15 protein-coding genes are annotated in these 15,899 nt (G+C 65.1%); 8 read left to right on the top strand and 7 right to left on the bottom strand.

Features of this window, described 5'->3' with window-relative positions; genetic code table 11:
- The first annotated feature begins 22 nt into the window (after positions 1 to 22).
- Positions 23 to 529 (top strand): Rieske (2Fe-2S) protein, encoded by a 507-nt coding sequence (locus BM113_RS01535; RefSeq protein ID WP_089784744.1) that lies wholly within the window; start codon positions 23 to 25, stop codon positions 527 to 529.
- 2 nt (positions 530 to 531) lie between these two features.
- On the opposite strand, the gene BM113_RS01530 is transcribed toward BM113_RS01535, so the two are convergent.
- Positions 532 to 906, bottom strand: a complete 375-nt coding sequence (locus tag BM113_RS01530) for a DUF7344 domain-containing protein (RefSeq protein WP_007142307.1) — start codon at positions 904 to 906, stop codon at positions 532 to 534.
- A gap of 282 nt (positions 907 to 1,188) precedes the next feature.
- On the bottom strand, positions 1,189 to 1,476 hold the full coding sequence (locus BM113_RS01525; RefSeq protein ID WP_089784742.1) for a transcriptional regulator: 288 nt from the start codon (positions 1,474 to 1,476) through the stop codon (positions 1,189 to 1,191).
- A 141-nt stretch (positions 1,477 to 1,617) separates the two neighbouring features.
- Here BM113_RS01525 and BM113_RS01520 point away from each other — a divergent pair, with 141 nt between their 5' ends.
- From BM113_RS01520 to BM113_RS01505, 4 genes are all read left to right on the top strand, one after another.
- Positions 1,618 to 2,613 (top strand): nucleotidyltransferase family protein, encoded by a 996-nt coding sequence (locus tag BM113_RS01520; protein ID WP_089784740.1) that lies wholly within the window; start codon positions 1,618 to 1,620, stop codon positions 2,611 to 2,613.
- Positions 2,614 to 2,685: 72 nt separating this feature from the next.
- Positions 2,686 to 3,321: an NfeD family protein gene (locus BM113_RS01515; protein WP_089784739.1), complete on the top strand. Its 636-nt coding sequence runs from the start codon at positions 2,686 to 2,688 to the stop codon at positions 3,319 to 3,321.
- Between the two features lie 104 nt (positions 3,322 to 3,425).
- On the top strand, positions 3,426 to 4,574 hold the full coding sequence (locus BM113_RS01510) for an SPFH domain-containing protein (protein ID WP_089784737.1): 1,149 nt from the start codon (positions 3,426 to 3,428) through the stop codon (positions 4,572 to 4,574).
- 230 nt (positions 4,575 to 4,804) lie between these two features.
- Positions 4,805 to 5,443, top strand: coding sequence for a winged helix-turn-helix transcriptional regulator (locus tag BM113_RS01505; protein WP_089784735.1), 639 nt, complete (start codon positions 4,805 to 4,807; stop codon positions 5,441 to 5,443).
- Positions 5,444 to 5,635: 192 nt separating this feature from the next.
- Here BM113_RS01505 and BM113_RS01500 read toward each other — a convergent pair whose 3' ends face one another.
- Positions 5,636 to 5,857: a DUF7123 family protein gene (locus BM113_RS01500; protein ID WP_007142301.1), complete on the bottom strand. Its 222-nt coding sequence runs from the start codon at positions 5,855 to 5,857 to the stop codon at positions 5,636 to 5,638.
- 213 nt (positions 5,858 to 6,070) lie between these two features.
- Positions 6,071 to 6,586: an inosine/xanthosine triphosphatase gene (gene yjjX, locus BM113_RS01495; RefSeq protein ID WP_089784734.1), complete on the bottom strand. Its 516-nt coding sequence runs from the start codon at positions 6,584 to 6,586 to the stop codon at positions 6,071 to 6,073.
- Between the two features lie 230 nt (positions 6,587 to 6,816).
- Here yjjX and BM113_RS01490 point away from each other — a divergent pair, with 230 nt between their 5' ends.
- Entirely contained in the window at positions 6,817 to 7,803 is a 987-nt protein-coding gene (locus BM113_RS01490; RefSeq protein ID WP_089784732.1) for a transcription initiation factor IIB, read from the top strand.
- Positions 7,804 to 7,861: 58 nt separating this feature from the next.
- A complete protein-coding gene (locus tag BM113_RS01485; RefSeq protein WP_089784730.1) occupies positions 7,862 to 8,545 on the top strand; it encodes a type I 3-dehydroquinate dehydratase in 684 nt (227 codons plus the stop codon).
- A gap of 75 nt (positions 8,546 to 8,620) precedes the next feature.
- On the opposite strand, the gene BM113_RS01480 is transcribed toward BM113_RS01485, so the two are convergent.
- From BM113_RS01480 to BM113_RS01470, 3 genes are all read right to left on the bottom strand, one after another.
- Positions 8,621 to 9,007 (bottom strand): DUF7971 family protein, encoded by a 387-nt coding sequence (locus BM113_RS01480; RefSeq protein ID WP_089784728.1) that lies wholly within the window; start codon positions 9,005 to 9,007, stop codon positions 8,621 to 8,623.
- Between the two features lie 280 nt (positions 9,008 to 9,287).
- Entirely contained in the window at positions 9,288 to 11,696 is a 2,409-nt protein-coding gene (locus BM113_RS01475) for a methyl-accepting chemotaxis protein (RefSeq protein ID WP_089784726.1), read from the bottom strand.
- A complete protein-coding gene (locus BM113_RS01470; protein ID WP_089784724.1) occupies positions 11,693 to 12,952 on the bottom strand; it encodes an ABC transporter substrate-binding protein in 1,260 nt (419 codons plus the stop codon). Before BM113_RS01470 ends, BM113_RS01475 begins: the two co-directional genes overlap by 4 nt.
- A 1,760-nt stretch (positions 12,953 to 14,712) precedes the next feature.
- Between BM113_RS01470 and BM113_RS01460 the strand changes: the two genes are divergently transcribed.
- A complete protein-coding gene (locus BM113_RS01460; RefSeq protein ID WP_089784722.1) occupies positions 14,713 to 15,783 on the top strand; it encodes a Cdc6/Cdc18 family protein in 1,071 nt (356 codons plus the stop codon).
- Positions 15,784 to 15,899 lie beyond the last annotated feature (116 nt).

Genomic DNA, 15,899 nt, shown 5'->3' with positions numbered 1-15,899 from the left:
TCCGATCCGAAACGGGGCGGCGATGGACACCGAGGCACGGATCGCCCCGCTCGAGGAGGTCCCCGCCGAGTCGACGCTTGTCTTTCGGGTCGAACCCGAAGGTGGCGACGGCGACGGCAACCGCGACGACCGGCAGGAGGCCATCCTCGTCCGGGACGGAACGGAGGCGACGGCAGCACAAGACGGAGACGGCGGAGACGGGAACCGACGCACGCGCGAAGACCCGTCCGTCTCCTGCTGGCTCAACTACTGCCAGCACTTCACCCACATCAAACTCGACAAGGGGTCGGGCGCGGCGATGCGAAACGGCGAAATAGTCTGCGAGAACCACGGCGCGTACTTCGAGGCCGACTCCGGCTACTGCACCTACGGTCCCTGCGAGGGTGCGACGCTGGCGGAACTCGAGGTGACCGTCTCCGAGGGCGACGTCTACCTGACCGACGACGACTACGCCTACGTCGGCAGGGGACCGATCGAGGACGAGAACGAGGAATTCGACCTAGCGTCGCGGTCGAACGTCGAGTTCTGATCTTAGAGCCGCGCCGGCGAAACGAGGTCCCGTTCCTGGTCGTAGTCCAGTAGCCCGGCGTCGACCAGCCGCGGGAGGTGATCGTGGTACAGCGAGATGTAGACGTCGGCGACGCGTTCGGCCGATAGCTCGCGGACGGCGTCGCCGGTCTCCCGCACTGCGACTTCCTCGGCCGCGTCGGGGAGCGTGATCGCTTCACCGTAGGTCCGCATGACCTGGAGGAACAGCCGCCGCCGTTCGCTGGCGAGCAACTCGAGGGCGTCGTCGACGGTCCCGGCTTCGGCGGGGACCTCGTCGTCCGAACGGTCGTCGAGCCACTCGAGCAGCGCCAGTGCGAACTCGGCACAGTCGAACTCGGAGTTAGACGTAGCAGTCATTCGTAGTTTCCCGTCTCGCCCTCGGACACGCGACGGCCGACATCAGCGAGAGCGGCCGCGAGGAGGCCACCACGCCCCGTTCGACTCGAGGGTTCGTACCGATTTCACGGTTGCCCAGTAAATATGGGTGTCGGAACGACCCGAGTTTATTGCCGGCGACTGTCGGGACGGTTGACCTGTGGGTCGGCGGATCGCTCGGTCGGGAACGGCGAGAGCGGGAACGGCGAGAGCGGGAACGGCGAGAGCGGGAACGACCCCTCGAGGTCGCCGCCCGTGCCCCCGTCACTCGATCGTGAACGTCGGCTCCGCGACCGATTCGCTCTTGCAGGACGGACACCGGGAGGGGAGGTTCACGAGGTCGTCGAAGTCGTCGAACTCGCAGTCCCGACAGGTCGGCGGCGCGACGAGCAGTTGTTCGTCGCCGTCGACGGACCGGGAGACGTGTTCGACGTGTCCGATCACCGCGTGGGGCGTCAGGTCGAACCGGGCGGCGAGTTCGCTCGGAGTCGCTGGCTCGGCGCGTAACGCGTCGGCGAGTCGTTGCCTGGTCGTTCGGTCGGCCTCGCGCATGTGACAGCGAAGGTCGGTCTGGCACTTATACTGTCGGTTGCGGGACGGCCCGATGGGCGACGGATCGCCCGCTCGTCCGGCGATTCGAGTGAACCCGTCGAAAGGGTAAGTGACTTACATCGCCCCATCGAACGCGACGTCATGAAGGCCGTCGTCCTTGCGGGCGGATACGCGACCCGGATGTGGCCGATCACGAAACATCGGCCGAAGATGTTCCTCCCGATCGGCGATTCGACGGTCGTCGATCGTATCTTCGCGGAACTCGAGGCTGACGAACGGATCGACGAGGTCTACGTCAGCACGAACGAGCGGTTCGCCGCCGACTTCGAGGCCCACCTGGCCGACAGCGAGTTCGAGAAACCCCGGCTCTCGGTCGAGGAGACGACCGACGAGGACGAGAAGTTCGGCGTCGTCGGCGCGCTCGCCCAGTTGATCGACCGCGAAGGGATCGACGACGATCTGCTCGTGATCGCCGGGGACAACCTGATCAGTTTCGACGTGGCGGACTTCCTCGACTACTTCGAAGAGCACGAGGCCCCGACGCTCGCGGCCTACGACGTCGGCTCCCGCGAGAAGGCCAAGTCCTACGGGCTGGTCGACCTCGAGGGCGACCGCGTCGTCGACTTCCAGGAGAAACCCGACGATCCGAAGAGCACGCTGGTCTCGATCGCCTGCTACGCGTTCCCACGGGACTCGCTGTCCCTGCTACCGACGTATCTCGAGGAGGGGAACAACCCCGACGAACCCGGCTGGTTCGTCCAGTGGCTCCAGAACCGCGAGCCGACCTACGCCTACACGTTCGAGGGCGCGTGGTACGACATCGGCACCCCCGAGAGCTATCTCGACGCCGTCGCCTGGCACCTAGACGGTGACTCGCTGGTCGCCGACTCCGCGACCGTCGAGGGCGCGACGATCGGCGACAACGTCCACGTGATGGAGGACGTCACCCTCGAGGACACCCGGCTCGATCACGCGGTGGTCTTCCCAGACGCGACGGTTCGTAGCGGGGATATCCGGCGATCGATCATCGACGAGGGGACCCACATCGAGGACCTGGATCTCGCGGGGGCGCTGATCGGCGCGCACACGACGATCACGAACGGTGCGGACGGCGTAGACGGTTCGGACCGCGAGTAACCGCGAGCGGCCCTAAATTCGATCCCCATCCCTCGGTAAACCTTTAATCGGGCAGAGCCCTTACCATGGAGTATGCTCGAGGCCTTCCTGGGGAACGTGCCGCTCTTGCTCTTGTCGGTGGGGCTCGTACTGATGGTGCTCGAGGCCCTCTCGCCCGGCGCACATCTCATCGTGATCGGGGTCGCACTGGTCGGCGCCGGCCTGATCGGCATGGCGCTCCCGGGGACGGTGAGCCTGTTCGTACTGGCGGCGCTGACGCTCGGGTTCGGCGCCGTCGCCGCGTACGTTTACAACGAGTTCGACTTCTACGGCGGGAAGGGAACTGCCCAGACGTCCGACTCGGACTCGCTTGCGGGTGCGACCGGCTACGCCACCGAACGCATCACGAACCGCGGCGGCGAAGTGAAACTCGACGAGGGCGGTTTCGCACCGTATTACAGCGCACGGACTACCAGCGGAACGATCAAGGAGGGCGAAGAGATCATCGTGCTGGATCCGGGCGGCGGGAACGTGCTCACGGTCGAATCGCTGGGCGCGATCGGCGAAGACGAGATCGACCGTGCGCTCGCACGAGCCGACGAAGAGAACGAGAACGCGGATTCGGGGGACGGCGACGTCCAGACACGAGAGCGGAGTCGGGAGCCGACCCGGGAGCGAGAACGGGATCCCGATCGCGCCTCGGAGTTCGAAACGGAGAACTCGAGTTGAGCGCCGCGGGACCGACGCTACCCCGTTGCCCTCGCCCGTCACTCTCCCTCATATGTCGACGAAATAAGGGAACGTTTTTCCCCTCACCGCCGTAAGAGCGGAACATGGTCGTACCACTCCCCATGCAAACCGGCGGTGCGCTGCTGTTCGTCGGTGCCCTCGTACTCGTGGTCGTGATCGCCGCCCTGTTGAGTGCGATCGAGATCGTCGACGCCTACGAGAAGCGTGCGCTGACGGTCTTCGGTGAGTACCGGAAGCTACTCGAGCCCGGTATCAACTTCGTCCCGCCGTTCGTGTCGAACACCTACCGGTTCGACATGCGAACACAGACGCTCGACGTCCCCCGGCAGGAAGCGATCACGCGGGACAACTCGCCCGTGACGGCCGACGCGGTCGTCTACATCAAGGTGATGGACGCCAAGAAGGCGTTCCTCGAGGTCGACGACTACAAGAAGGCCGTCTCCAACCTCGCCCAGACTACCCTGCGTGCCGTGCTGGGCGACATGGAACTCGACGACACGCTCAACAAGCGCCAGGAGATCAACGCCAAGATCCGCCAGGAACTCGACGAACCCACCGACGAGTGGGGCATTCGAGTGGAAAGCGTCGAGGTCCGCGAGGTCAACCCCTCGAAGGACGTCCAGCGCGCGATGGAGCAACAGACCTCCGCAGAGCGTAAACGTCGCGCGATGATCCTCGAGGCACAGGGTGAACGCCGCAGTGCCGTCGAGAAAGCCGAGGGTGACAAACAGTCCGAGATCATCCGCGCCCAGGGTGAAAAGCAAAGCCAGATCCTGGAAGCGCAGGGTGACGCCATCTCGACCGTCCTGCGTGCCCGCTCAGCCGAATCGATGGGCGAACGCGCGGTCATCGACAAGGGCATGGAGACACTCGAGCAGATCGGTCAGAGCGAGTCCACGACGTTCGTCATGCCCCAGGAACTCACGTCGATGGTCGGTCGCTACGGCAAGCACCTCTCGGGTAGCGACGTCAAGGAGGACGGCGATCAACTCGAGAGTCTCGACTTCGACGAGGAGACCCGCGAACTGATCGGCCTGGACGACATCGCCGAGATCATCGGCGAGATCGATCAGGAAGCCGAGATGGACGTCGAAGCGATGGAACAGGAAGCCCAGGCGATCAAGGAAGGCGAAGATCCGGCGAAGATCACCGACCCCGAGGAAGTGATCGAGGAGATGGACCAGGACTTCCAGGGAGCCGATCCGACCGCCGAGGAGTCCCAGGACGACTGACGACCTCGAGAGGCCGTTTCGAACCTCGAACCGCCGTCTCGTTCTCGAGAGGCCCGATCCGTGCCGTCCCCGGGGAACCGGATTCGGTTTCGACCCGCCGATACTGATCGTGATCGCTGACCGGCCGCCCGAACCAGCGTACCGTCGGAAGCCGTGACTTTCAGCTTTCGGTGACCGAAGGGGAGCGAAACCTGTTTTACGGCGGATCCCCTTGCGGACGGTAGACCGACATGACACCGCCCGACGGGGTCGACGACGACAAGCGAGCGACCCTCCGCCGGTTCGCTGCCCTCGGAGCGAGCGCTTCGATGGCGGGTGCCGGAGCCGCCGGACTCGCCGAGCGCGCGGCCGCCGACGGGGAAAGCGACAGCGCTGCCCGGGACGCGATCGCCGGCTACCTCTCGACGACCCCCGGTGCGCACTTCTCGAAGATCCGTGACGACCTCCAGCTGGGGACCGGCGAGACCCAGCACCACCTGCGCCGCCTCGAGGAGAGCAGCACCGTCGAGCGGTACAGCGACGGCGACTACAAGCGGTTCGTCCCCGCCGGCCGCTTCGACGAGTTCGAGAAGCGGGCGCTGGGGTACCTCCGCAGGGACACACCACGAGGGATGCTGATCGAACTACTCTCGAACCCCGACGCGTCGGCGGGCGCCCTCGCTGACGCCCTCGACGTCTCCTCCCCGACGGTCAGCAAATACGCCGGGGAACTCGAAGAGGCGGGCCTGCTCTCCCGGGAGGACGGCTACGCCGTCGAGCGTCCCGAAACCGTCCTGTTGCTGGTCGTCCGCTACGCCGACTCCTTCGGCGACCGGGCGACGCGTCTCGCCGAGAACGCGGACCGGTTCCTCGAGTACGACGGGCACTGAGCACTCGGTTGCGACCAGCGCTTGCGGACGTAAGATCATCTTACGGGTTGTTTTCGAGCGCGTACAGACGATCGGCTAGCCACGGCAGCGGACTCGACCGGGGACACGTCGGGGCCGCTCGTGGCGTCCCTCGAGCGGCGAGCGTAGTAACAGAGACGACGGAAACGGGGACGAACGGCGGCGTCGCTGGGTCTAGGCGTTTACTTTCCAGGTGGTGCTCGAGGAGTAGCCCCACTTTTCGATCTCGATGTCGTAGTCGCCTTCCTGCAGCGCGGTGATGTTCGAGCCGACCTCCTTGGCCGTCATTCCGAGCTCCTGCCCGATGAGTCGGGATTTGAAGTAGGTTTTCGTCGCGGCGTTCTCCCGGAGGTACTGGAGAATGCGCTGTTGTTTGGACGTGAGGTCGGGGGCCATTGCACTGCTCATACTCGTACGGATGCCGGGAACGCCCTTAGGGGGTTTGGTACGTGCAGTTAACCGACCGCTGTCTTTCGATTTTGGGCCCGAGTAATAGCGGAATACTCCGACCGAAAGCTCGTGTTGGTACGGCCGGTTAACGCACACGATCGGCCGACAGTCAGGACGACGAACCGTTTCACGGCACAAGGCCGGCTTGTGTCGGGCCGATTAGTCGTAGTAGCCCGACCGGAACGGACCGAAGGCGCAGGCCACGGCCTCGCTCAGCGCTCGCGTGCGATCCGTCAGACCCTCGGTGAGGGCGCCTGCCGCGCCCTGAGACTCGGCGACGCCGTCGGTCCCGAGGAGGTCGTCCATCACCGGGCCGAGTTCGGCGCCGTTCTCGAGTCGGTCCGCTACTTCGTCCGGAAGCCGCAACGTCGGTCCGGCCCCGCGTTCGGTCCGTCGGCCGTCGGTCACGGCGGCCCACATGATCAGCGAGAGGCCGGGAGCCCCCTCGAGGCGGGCGACGCCGCCCTCGAGTCCGATCCCGTAATCGGCGTCGGTCGACGTCAGCGATGCTCGGGCGCGGTTCTCCGCACCGGTGACGGTTTCCTCGATGGACCACGGCTGCTCCGGGACGCCCGAGTCGACCGCGACCGATTCGACCGACGGATCGTACCGCTCGAGGGTACGCTTGACCGCCTCGACCTTGACCGGGTTCGTGCTCCCGACTGCGACGTGCATACGTATCCCGGCGATTCGAACGGGGGCGATTTGGAGACACCGCTTTCCGGCCGCCCGTTTCTCCTGCTTGAATGTTTTGATAGATCATGCCAGAACGGACGAATTACCGCCTTTCGAGTGTTGTCGGACCACGATTCCGAAACCGTTATACCTCGAGTCTCTGAACGCAGTAGGTAACGAATCCGTCCGGGCTTTTGCGATCCGTTCGTCCGGACAGCACTTGCCATCGTATGACCAACGCACAATCGAACACGAGAGTACGGCGTAGCGAACACGAAACGACCGAGGAGACGACCGAGACCGAGAACGAAGACACCGACCTGGTCTGTCCCGAGTGTGCGGGCAACCTCGTCGTCGACGACGAACACGGCGAAACCGTCTGTGAGGACTGTGGCCTCGTCGTGGAGGAGGACTCCGTCGACCGCGGCCCCGAGTGGCGCGCGTTCGACGCCGCCGAGAAGAACGAGAAGTCCCGCGTGGGAGCGCCCACGACGAACACGATGCACGACAAGGGGCTCTCGACGAACATCGACTGGCGCAACAAGGACGCCTACGGGAACTCGCTGGGGTCGCGCCAGCGCGAGAAGATGCAGCGCCTGCGCAAGTGGAACGAGCGGTTCCGCACCCGCGACTCCAAGGAGCGTAACCTGAAGCAGGCACTCGGCGAGATCGACCGCATGGCCTCCGCCCTGGGGCTCCCGAACAACGTCCGCGAGACCGCCTCCGTCATCTATCGGCGCGCGCTCGACGAGGATCTGCTGCCGGGCCGCTCCATCGAAGGCGTCTCGACCGCCTGCGTCTACGCCGCCGCCCGCCAGGCCGGCGTCCCCCGCTCGCTCGACGAGATCGCCGACGTCTCCCGCGTCGAGAAAAACGAGATCGCCCGCACGTACCGCTACGTCGTCCGCGAACTCGGCCTCGAGGTCCAGCCGGCCGACCCCGAGAGCTACGTCCCGCGGTTCGCCTCCGGGCTCGACCTCTCCGACGAGGCCGAACACCGCGCCCGCGCGCTTCTGCAGAACGCCAAGGAGAAGGGCGTCCACAGCGGCAAGTCGCCGGTCGGCCTCGCCGCCGCCGCGGTCTACGCCGCCGCACTGCTGACCAACGAGAAGACGACCCAGGCCGCCGTCTCCGACGTCGCCGACATCTCCGAGGTCACGATCCGCAACCGCTACCACGAACTCCTCGAGGCCGAGGAGACCCTCGGTCTGGCCTAACGGTCGCGACGTTCGCCGGAACGACACCGTTTTTCTCCCCCTCGGCCACGTCGACAGTATGGAGTTCGACTCGTTCGTCCTGACCGCCTCGACCGCCGACCTCGCCGAGGAGCCCGCCGCCCGCGAACACGCCGACGCCCTCGAGTTCCGGATGGATCTCGCGGACGACCCGCTGGCTGCGCTCGCGGCCTACGATGGCGACCTGCCGATCCTGGCGACGAACCGCGCCGACTGGGAAGGCGGAGAGGCAAGCGACGACGAGGACGCCCGGCTCAAGGCGCTGGCCGAAGCCAGCGGGTTCGCGGCCGTCGAGGCGATCGACGTCGAACTCGCGGCGATCCGACTGGGCGACGCCGACGACCTCCTCGAGACGGTGAGAGAGCGCGAACCGGCGGTTTCGGTCGTCGCCTCCGCCCACGACTTCGATGGGACCCCCGACGAGGCGGCGATGGTCGAGACCCTCACGGAGGCCTGTGAGCGCGCCGACGTCGGCAAGCTCGCCGTCACCGCACACGATCGAAGCGACGCGCTCGCCGTACTGTCGGCGACCCACCGGTTGACTGCCGACGGGAAGACGGTCGCGACGATGGCGATGGGTGACGCCGGCAGTCACACTCGCGCAGTCGCGCCGGTGTACGGCTCCAGAATCGGCTACGCACCCGTCGATCCGGAAAACGCGACCGCGCCGGGCCAGTACGACCTCGAGACACTGGCGCGACTGGTCGAGTCGCTCGCGTATTAGTACCCGGACGTCGACGACGGGTCGAGTCGAACCCCACCACCGGATCCCGTCCCGCAGTTCGGCCCTAGACCGCCACTAGAGGTCCTGCAGTCGAATGCCGTCGTCGACCAGCCGCATGTTCCGCTCGCGCTCGAGGTGTTCCGCCAGCTCCTCGTGTTCGTAGAGCTGGGCGATCACGTCGGCGTACAGCGTTCGCCATGCGATCGCGTAGATCGGCGACTGCCCCCACGCGCGTAGTTCCGGCACCAGTTCGTCGTAGGTCTCGTATCGCTCCTCGAATCGATCGACGGCCTCGAGAATCTGCGCGGCCGCCTCGCGGTCGTCCTCGGCTTCCTCGATGGCGCGGTTCAGACGCTGTTCCCAGCCGGCAACGGCCTCCTGCATGTCGGCCGCGGCAGTGTCGTCGTCTTCCGGGAGTCGATCGAGTACCGGTTTGGGTACGCCGAGTGAAAGTTCGTCCATACCGGACCTACGTCTCGAAGCGGCAAGAAACTACGGCTACGACACCAGCCTCGCCGCCAGCATCGCCTCGTCGCGAACGAATCGTCGGGGACTGTGCCCCGTGGGCCTCGTGTTGTACCCGTTGTCCTCGAGGAGAACCTATCCGTCGGCGACAGTGATCTCGCAACTGTCAACGGCAGCAGGTGTAGTACGTTGCCTGTCAGGGCCGACTATCCAGTAGCTGTCGGAAAATATCGGGTCGAAACGCGAAACCGAGACAGCGCTCGGTTCTCGGTCCGATCTACCGGGAGGGGTCGACCGCCGGACGGTCCTGTGCAGTCCCCTCCATCCCAGTCGGCTCGCGATCCGTCTCGAACCGCTCGAGGCGGTCCGAAAGAGCCGCAGCCTGGTCCGCGAGCCCGCCGACGCTTTCGGACACCTCGGTTAGCGACGCAGTCTGTTCTTCGGCCGCTGCGGAGACGTTTCCAGCCTCGGCCGCCGACTCCTCGCTCGAGGCCGCGACGTCGTCGACGGCAGTCACGACCTCCTCTGCGGAGTCGGCCTGGTCGTCCGTCGCGGCGGAAATCTCCTGGACGCCATCGCTGGTCTCCTCGGCGTAGGTCGTGATCTCTTCGAGGGCCTCGACGGCGGGTTCGACGGCCTCGGTTCCCTCTCGGACACTCTCGCTGGTCGCCTCGACGACGTCGACGGATTCGTCGGTCCGCTCGCGGATCGTCTCGATTCGTTCTTCGATCTCCGCCGCTGCCTCTTTGGCGTCGGCCGAGAGCGATTTGACCTCGTTGGCGACGACGGCGAACCCATCGCCTTCGTTCCCCGCCCCTGCGGCTTCGATCGACGCGTTGAGCGCGAGCAAACTCGTCTGGTCCGCCACGTCGGAGATGGCCTCGACCAGTTCGTCGATCCGTTCGACCTCCGTCTCGAGCGAACGGATCGCCTCGACCGCTCGCTCGGCCTCGGCCTCGACATCGCTCATCTCGTCGATCGCGTCCTGGGCCGCCCCACGGCCACGCTCGCTCGAATCGACGGTCCGTTCCGCGACGCGTGCGACCTCGCTGGCTGTCGACGCGATCTCTTCGGTACTCGCCGAGAGCCCAGACATCTCCGTCTGGATCGTCCCGAGTCGCTCGCTCTGGCGCTCTGCGACGTCGGAAATCTCCTGTACCGACTCCGACACCTGCTCGCTCGCCGTCTTCACCTCCTCGCTCGAGGCCGTGACCTGTTCGCTCGCCGCGGCAACGTCGGTTGCGAACCGCTTGACCTCGCCGACGGCGTCCTCGAGTTCCCCGAGCATCGCGTTGAACTCCTCGCCGATCTCACGCATCTGCTCGTTGTCGGTGTCGACGGTCGCACGAACGGTGAGGTCGCCGTCAGCGGCGGCACGCATGGTATCGCCGTACTGATCGGCCACTCGCTGGAGTTCGTCCATCACCGAAGCGATTCGCTCGCGCTCGGCTTCGGCTTCTTCACGGGCGGTCTCGGCCTCGGCCTGGGCCTGTTCGGCCTCCCGCTGGGACGTCTCGGCTTCCTCTTTGGCCTCCTCGGCGGCAGTGATCTGTGCGTCGAGCGAGGACCGCATCTCGTCGAACGCCCGGTAGAGCCTGCCGACTTCGTCGATCCGGTCGCTATCGAGATCGACATTACGGTCGCCTTCTTCCATCCGCCGTGCCCGGTTCCGGAGATCCTCGAGGGGAGTGACGGTCTGGCGAGCGAGCACGAAACCGGCGGCCAGCAGGGCAACGAGCCCCGTGCCGATCACCGACAGCAGGGTCCAGCCGACGGCGTTGCTCGCCGCGAACGCCTGCTCGGCTGGCACGGTCGTTACCGCCACCCAGTCGTCGTTCCCGGTCGCGGCGTAGGCGGCGACGACGTCGGAATCGTCGTCACGCTCGAACGCAGTTCCGTCGCGGGTATTACCCAGGTCCGCGACGACGTCCCGATCGATCTCGCCGCGAAGGTCGTCGCTCGCGAGGACGGTCTCGCCGTCGGTGTCGACGATCATCGTCTCCTGATCGTCGTGTAACTGCCGAAGGCCGTCGACTCGGTACTCGATCGTCCCGACGACGACCGCGATCCGCGCCTCGTCGCCCTCGACCGGGCTGGCAAACGAGATGACCTGGTCCTCGACTGTCTCGTCTGCGTACGCCGTCGGCGAGTGCCAGACGTCGTTCGCCGCGGTCAAATCGACCCCGGGTTCGATTTCCGTCCAGGGTTCGTCGAGGGAGGCGACCGACGCGCCGCGTAACTCGCCGTTCGTACTCGTCAAGACCTGTCCGTCGTTCGTATCGACGACGTGAACCGCACGAACGTCGACGGGAAGTTTCGCCTGTTCCTGAACGACGTGAGCCTCTGCCGTCTCGGCGTCGGTTCCCGCGAGCGCAGGATTCGACGAGAGCGACCGGGTATGCGACTCCATCGAGATCATCCACTCGTCGATCGAGTCCGCGTGCATGTCGACCGTCGCCGTCAGTTGCTGCTCCGCGTCGGTCTCGACGGTCCGTTCGGCCTCGACGTAGCCGATTCCGCCGACCAGTGAGATGACGATCAACACAGCGAGAATCGTGATCACGAACTTCGCCCGGTAGCTTCGCCGGACGAAGTCGGGTACCAGCCGCCGAACGACCCCGCCGCCCGAATCCGCTGTCTGCTGGGCGACCGTCTCTTCGGTGCCGCCGTCCGTGTCGGAAGTCATGGTGACACCTCCGTCGGCGTCAACTCGTCCAGCACCTCGATTGCCTCGTCGGCGAAGGTGAAGTACTCGTACTCGACCGAGCCACCGTCCCCGTTCTCGTCGAACTCGATTTCGCCCGCCGCACCGCGGTAGTGGACCGGTTCGCCGGCAGCCGCGCGTTCGATCCCGTCAGCGAGGTCGCCGGGGAGAATCTCCGTCCCCTCACCGGTCGTTACCTCCCGCATCCGGTCGGCGATCGCCGGTCCGTCGTTCTCGCCGGCCGCGGCGTTTGCCAGCAGAACCGACGCTGCGGCGTCGTAACAGTTCGCGGCGAACAGTCCCGGATCGGCGTCGTACTCCTCGCGGTACAGCGACTGGAACTCCGCCTGTCCGGGCCCGCTCGAGGTCGGCGCGGTTCCGTACGCGTCGATCCGGTCCCCGACACCCTCGAGGACCGCCTCGTTTTGCAACCCGTCGCTGACGAATAACGTCTCGTCGCCCGCGTGGTCGGCGTAGTACTCCTCGAGCAGCGGGACCCCGCTTTCGGGATAGCTGATCAGGAAGAGTACGTCCGGATCGTCGGCAAGCGCCGTTTCCAGCGGCTCGGCGTATCCGTCATTCCCGGACCCGGAAGCGAACGACACCTGACGCTGAATCTCGCCGTCGAACGACGCCGAAAACGCGCCCGAGAGCTGTCGACCGTAGTCGCCCGACGTGTAGAGCGTCGCCGCGGTGCTTGCCCCGTGTTCGGCGACGGCGAGTCGAGCAGCGATCACCGCCTGCAACGAGTCGACCGGTGCCGTCCGAAACGAGTAGCCCCGATCGTTCACGATCGACAGCGTCGGCGTCGTACTCGCGGGCGAGCAGGAGACGACATCCGACGGGATCGTTGCCCGCTGGATCATCTGCAGCGTTACGTCCGAGGCCGCTGCGCCGACGATCGCGGGCACGCCATCGTCGATCAATGCCCCCGCAGCGTCGACCGCGCTCACCGGCGACGTCTCCGAATCGGCGACCTCGTGCTCGAGGTCGATCTCCGCGGATGCGGCATCCAGTTCCGCCGCGGGCAGCGTCACCCCGTTCAACAGCGCTTGTCCAGCTTGCTCGAGTTCGCCCGACAGCGGCAACACGATTCCATACCGAAGAGTGCGCTCGGAAAGCCGTGGGCGACTCTCCGCTCGATCGTCCGTATCGGTCGTGAGACACCCGGCCGAAACCGAGAGCGCAGTTCCGCCGACCGCACCAAGGTATCCACGACGATTCCAGCAGTCGGTCATCGTTCGATCGATCCCGGACCCGTCGTTCTCGATCGGTGCATGTCCACACTATTCATAACGGTCCGTTAATCAGACTCGAGCAAGAATGCATCAATATTCTGGCCATCTGATTGAAAGAATCGTATTTCTGGCCAAAAACCAATCATGACCTCAATCAGATACTACCACACCCAATAAACAATCAATTCTTTCGTAATTGGGGCAGACGACGACACCTCCCGTTATCCTCGACTCGATCGGTAGCCCCCGTCACGCTCGACTCGACGCAACATCAGTTCTACAATTTTGTATCGCGCTATAGAGTTTATTCGCTGGCGTGAGGCCGATTCCGGAGGGATGGCCACCGGAATATTTCAGGCCGGATCAACTGCCCCGAGTTACACACGGATCCTACAGCCGTCGTGTGTTCGGGTGATCGTGGACGGTTAGTCCGTAACGACGCGATCGAATCCCCCGGAGCAGGGTGATCGGTTATCGACGACCAAGGCAGAACGGAGGCCATGGCCTCTCGAAAGCAACACCTCAGCAGTTGCCCTCCGGAACGTGGGTTGCACCGACACTCGAGCCCCCCTTTCCGGAAACCGGTCCGAACCGTCGTGGTTCGGTTCGGACCGACTGTCGTCCGCGCACGCAAGGAACTATGAGCGTTAGCGGCCCGAGTCCGGTACAAAGTCCGACTGTATCCCCGGGGCCGAGACCTCGAGTCGACAGCAGACACCACGCGGGACTAGCCGAAGGACGTCCGCGAGCAGTCCCGCCGAACGGGTGACGGTGGTAGCACCGATCCAGTCTGGGTGGGCTTCGACAGCCCGGGAGGACGATACCCGGACGACGAACGAGGAAGATTCCTCACGAACGGAGCAGATCCTAAAAACGGGCCGCCTCCGGGCTTGACCTCGAGGCGGTTCACGAAGCCGGGTAGACGCAATTCTGAGCGCACACTCGTGAGGAGTCCGACTGGTCTGAATCGGGCGATTTTACAGTAACTCCGGATAAGCGCTGGTGTCACTCGAGACGTGGGGTGTGACTGTGCAGCACCTGGTCGACACTGGTCTGTGGACCCGCTGGCTGTGCTCCGGACTTGGGCGATCCGATTCGCAGGGGTTTCGTCCCGACGGTACACTCAGACAGGATCATAAATCACATATGACTATATGAAATTGTCTCGTTGCAGGCAGCGTCGACTCCAGCGAGACCGAATTCGTCAGTGACAGTCGATGCACCGCCGGCGACTCGAGATCACACCACCAACACCCCCTGTGTTGGCAAGGGCAGCTATGCGATGACGGGGACTGGTAGCCAAGCATCACAAAGGAACGAGATACCGGACCCGAGCCGATGGGAATGGGAGTTCGAGAACGGCGATGGTGTCGGGATCTGGTTTATGAACGGATGGCAAGGCTTTGCGGACGAAACGCTCGAGGCGGCGAGCGAACACTCGGGAGCGAGAGATGGTTGGACATCGAAGCGACGGTCGCGGTCTTCGGTAACGAGACGAGCCTGCCGAAGGAAACGCAGGAGTACACGGCCAACGAGTGGTCCGCAAACGGGGCGTACACGGATGTCGATAGTGTCGGGTTCGTGTCCGACGGGATCACAGCGATGGCGTCAAATCCCGAATGGACATCGACGGAGCCGAAGTCGAGAGCTTCGACGACCTCGAGGCGGCCCTCGAGTGGGGAGGGGAATAAACGGAAGTATCGGAACTTTCGGAAAGGGGAGGCCATCGTTTACTACAGTCGACGTATAACCGGACCGCTGTGATCGTCGACGACCGCGTCCTGCGCGAGGACTTCGTCCCCAGCGAGGTGGTTCATCGCCACGACGAGGTGAACCTCCTTTCGGAAACCCTGGAGCCGCTGTTGTACGATCGGCGGCCGGAACCCGCCTTCCTCTTCGGCCCGACGGGCGTGGGGAAGACCTGCATCGCCCGGTACACGCTCGCCCAGTTGCGCGAACAGGAACCCGACGTGCGTGTCGCCTACGTCAACTGCTGGCAGGAGTACACTAGGTTTCGCGTCCTCTACGGCGTCCTCTCGGAGATCGGACGGGCGATCGACGTCCACCGGTCGACCCCGAAAGACGAACTGTTCGGGAAACTCGCCGACGCGGACGACAACCCCCTCGTCGTCGTCCTCGACGAGGTCGACCAACTCGAGGAGACGGCTGCGCTGTACGACCTCCACCGGTTGCCCCACGTCTCGGTCGTGTTGATCGCCAACCGCGAGGAGGAACTGTTCGCCGGATTCGACGACCGTGTCCGATCCAGACTCCGGGCCGGAACCCGAGTACGGCTCGATCGCTACGGGACCGACGAACTCGCCGCGATCCTCTCGAACCGCGCGGACGAGGCCCTCGAGCCCGACGCAGTCACCGCCGACCAGCTCCGACGGATCGCCGACGCGGCCTCGGGGGACGCACGAGTGGGAATCGGGATCCTCCGTTCGGCCGCCCACAGGGCCGAACGGCGTGGCCAGGGGTCGATCGACGCCGAAACCGTCAGGACGGCGATTCCCGACGCCAGGACGGCGATCAGGCGCAAGACGATTCAGGGGCTGATCGAGGATCAACGGGTGCTGTACGACGTCATCGCAGCGGAGGGCGAGATCGAGCCGGGCGACCTCTACGCGGAGTACGAGCGACGGGTCGACGACCCGAAGACCGAGCGAACGCTTCGCAACTACCTGACGAAGATGGTCCACTACGACCTGATCGAGGCAGTCGGGAAGCGCCGCGGCCGGACGTACCGGGTGGTCGACGAGGACGCGACCATCGACGCCGACTCGGAAGGTGGGTCCGACTCCGGGGTCGACGCCGACGAGTTACCCTGATCGCAATTTCAACGCCGATTCCAGTCACGGCACCCAGACCCTTCGACCGGGGGCGCCCCGATCGGTAGCGTGTTCGGCGTGAACACTGTCAGGAGCGTGTGAGAGAGGCGAAAACT

The sequence above is a fragment of the Natronobacterium haloterrestre genome (assembly GCF_900112205.1).
GTDB classification, from domain to species: domain Archaea; phylum Halobacteriota; class Halobacteria; order Halobacteriales; family Natrialbaceae; genus Natronobacterium; species Natronobacterium haloterrestre.
This window is presented reverse-complemented; position numbering and strand designations above follow the sequence as displayed.

Bases quoted from the DNA above. Each gene is read 5' to 3' on its own strand.
- BM113_RS01485 (WP_089784730.1), top strand. From the start codon at position 7,862: ATGGAGTTCGACTCGTTCGTCCTGACCGCCTCGACCGCCGACCTCGCC.
- BM113_RS01490 (WP_089784732.1), top strand. From the start codon at position 6,817: ATGACCAACGCACAATCGAACACGAGAGTACGGCGTAGCGAACACGAA.
- BM113_RS01515 (WP_089784739.1), top strand. From the start codon at position 2,686: ATGCTCGAGGCCTTCCTGGGGAACGTGCCGCTCTTGCTCTTGTCGGTG.
- BM113_RS01510 (WP_089784737.1), top strand. From the start codon at position 3,426: ATGGTCGTACCACTCCCCATGCAAACCGGCGGTGCGCTGCTGTTCGTC.
- BM113_RS01525 (WP_089784742.1), bottom strand. From the start codon at position 1,476: ATGCGCGAGGCCGACCGAACGACCAGGCAACGACTCGCCGACGCGTTA.
- yjjX (WP_089784734.1), bottom strand. From the start codon at position 6,586: ATGCACGTCGCAGTCGGGAGCACGAACCCGGTCAAGGTCGAGGCGGTC.
- BM113_RS01480 (WP_089784728.1), bottom strand. From the start codon at position 9,007: ATGGACGAACTTTCACTCGGCGTACCCAAACCGGTACTCGATCGACTC.
- BM113_RS01535 (WP_089784744.1), top strand. From the start codon at position 23: ATGGACACCGAGGCACGGATCGCCCCGCTCGAGGAGGTCCCCGCCGAG.
- BM113_RS01505 (WP_089784735.1), top strand. From the start codon at position 4,805: ATGACACCGCCCGACGGGGTCGACGACGACAAGCGAGCGACCCTCCGC.
- BM113_RS01530 (WP_007142307.1), bottom strand. From the start codon at position 906: ATGACTGCTACGTCTAACTCCGAGTTCGACTGTGCCGAGTTCGCACTG.
- BM113_RS01475 (WP_089784726.1), bottom strand. From the start codon at position 11,696: ATGACTTCCGACACGGACGGCGGCACCGAAGAGACGGTCGCCCAGCAG.
- BM113_RS01520 (WP_089784740.1), top strand. From the start codon at position 1,618: ATGAAGGCCGTCGTCCTTGCGGGCGGATACGCGACCCGGATGTGGCCG.
- BM113_RS01470 (WP_089784724.1), bottom strand. From the start codon at position 12,952: ATGACCGACTGCTGGAATCGTCGTGGATACCTTGGTGCGGTCGGCGGA.
- BM113_RS01500 (WP_007142301.1), bottom strand. From the start codon at position 5,857: ATGGCCCCCGACCTCACGTCCAAACAACAGCGCATTCTCCAGTACCTC.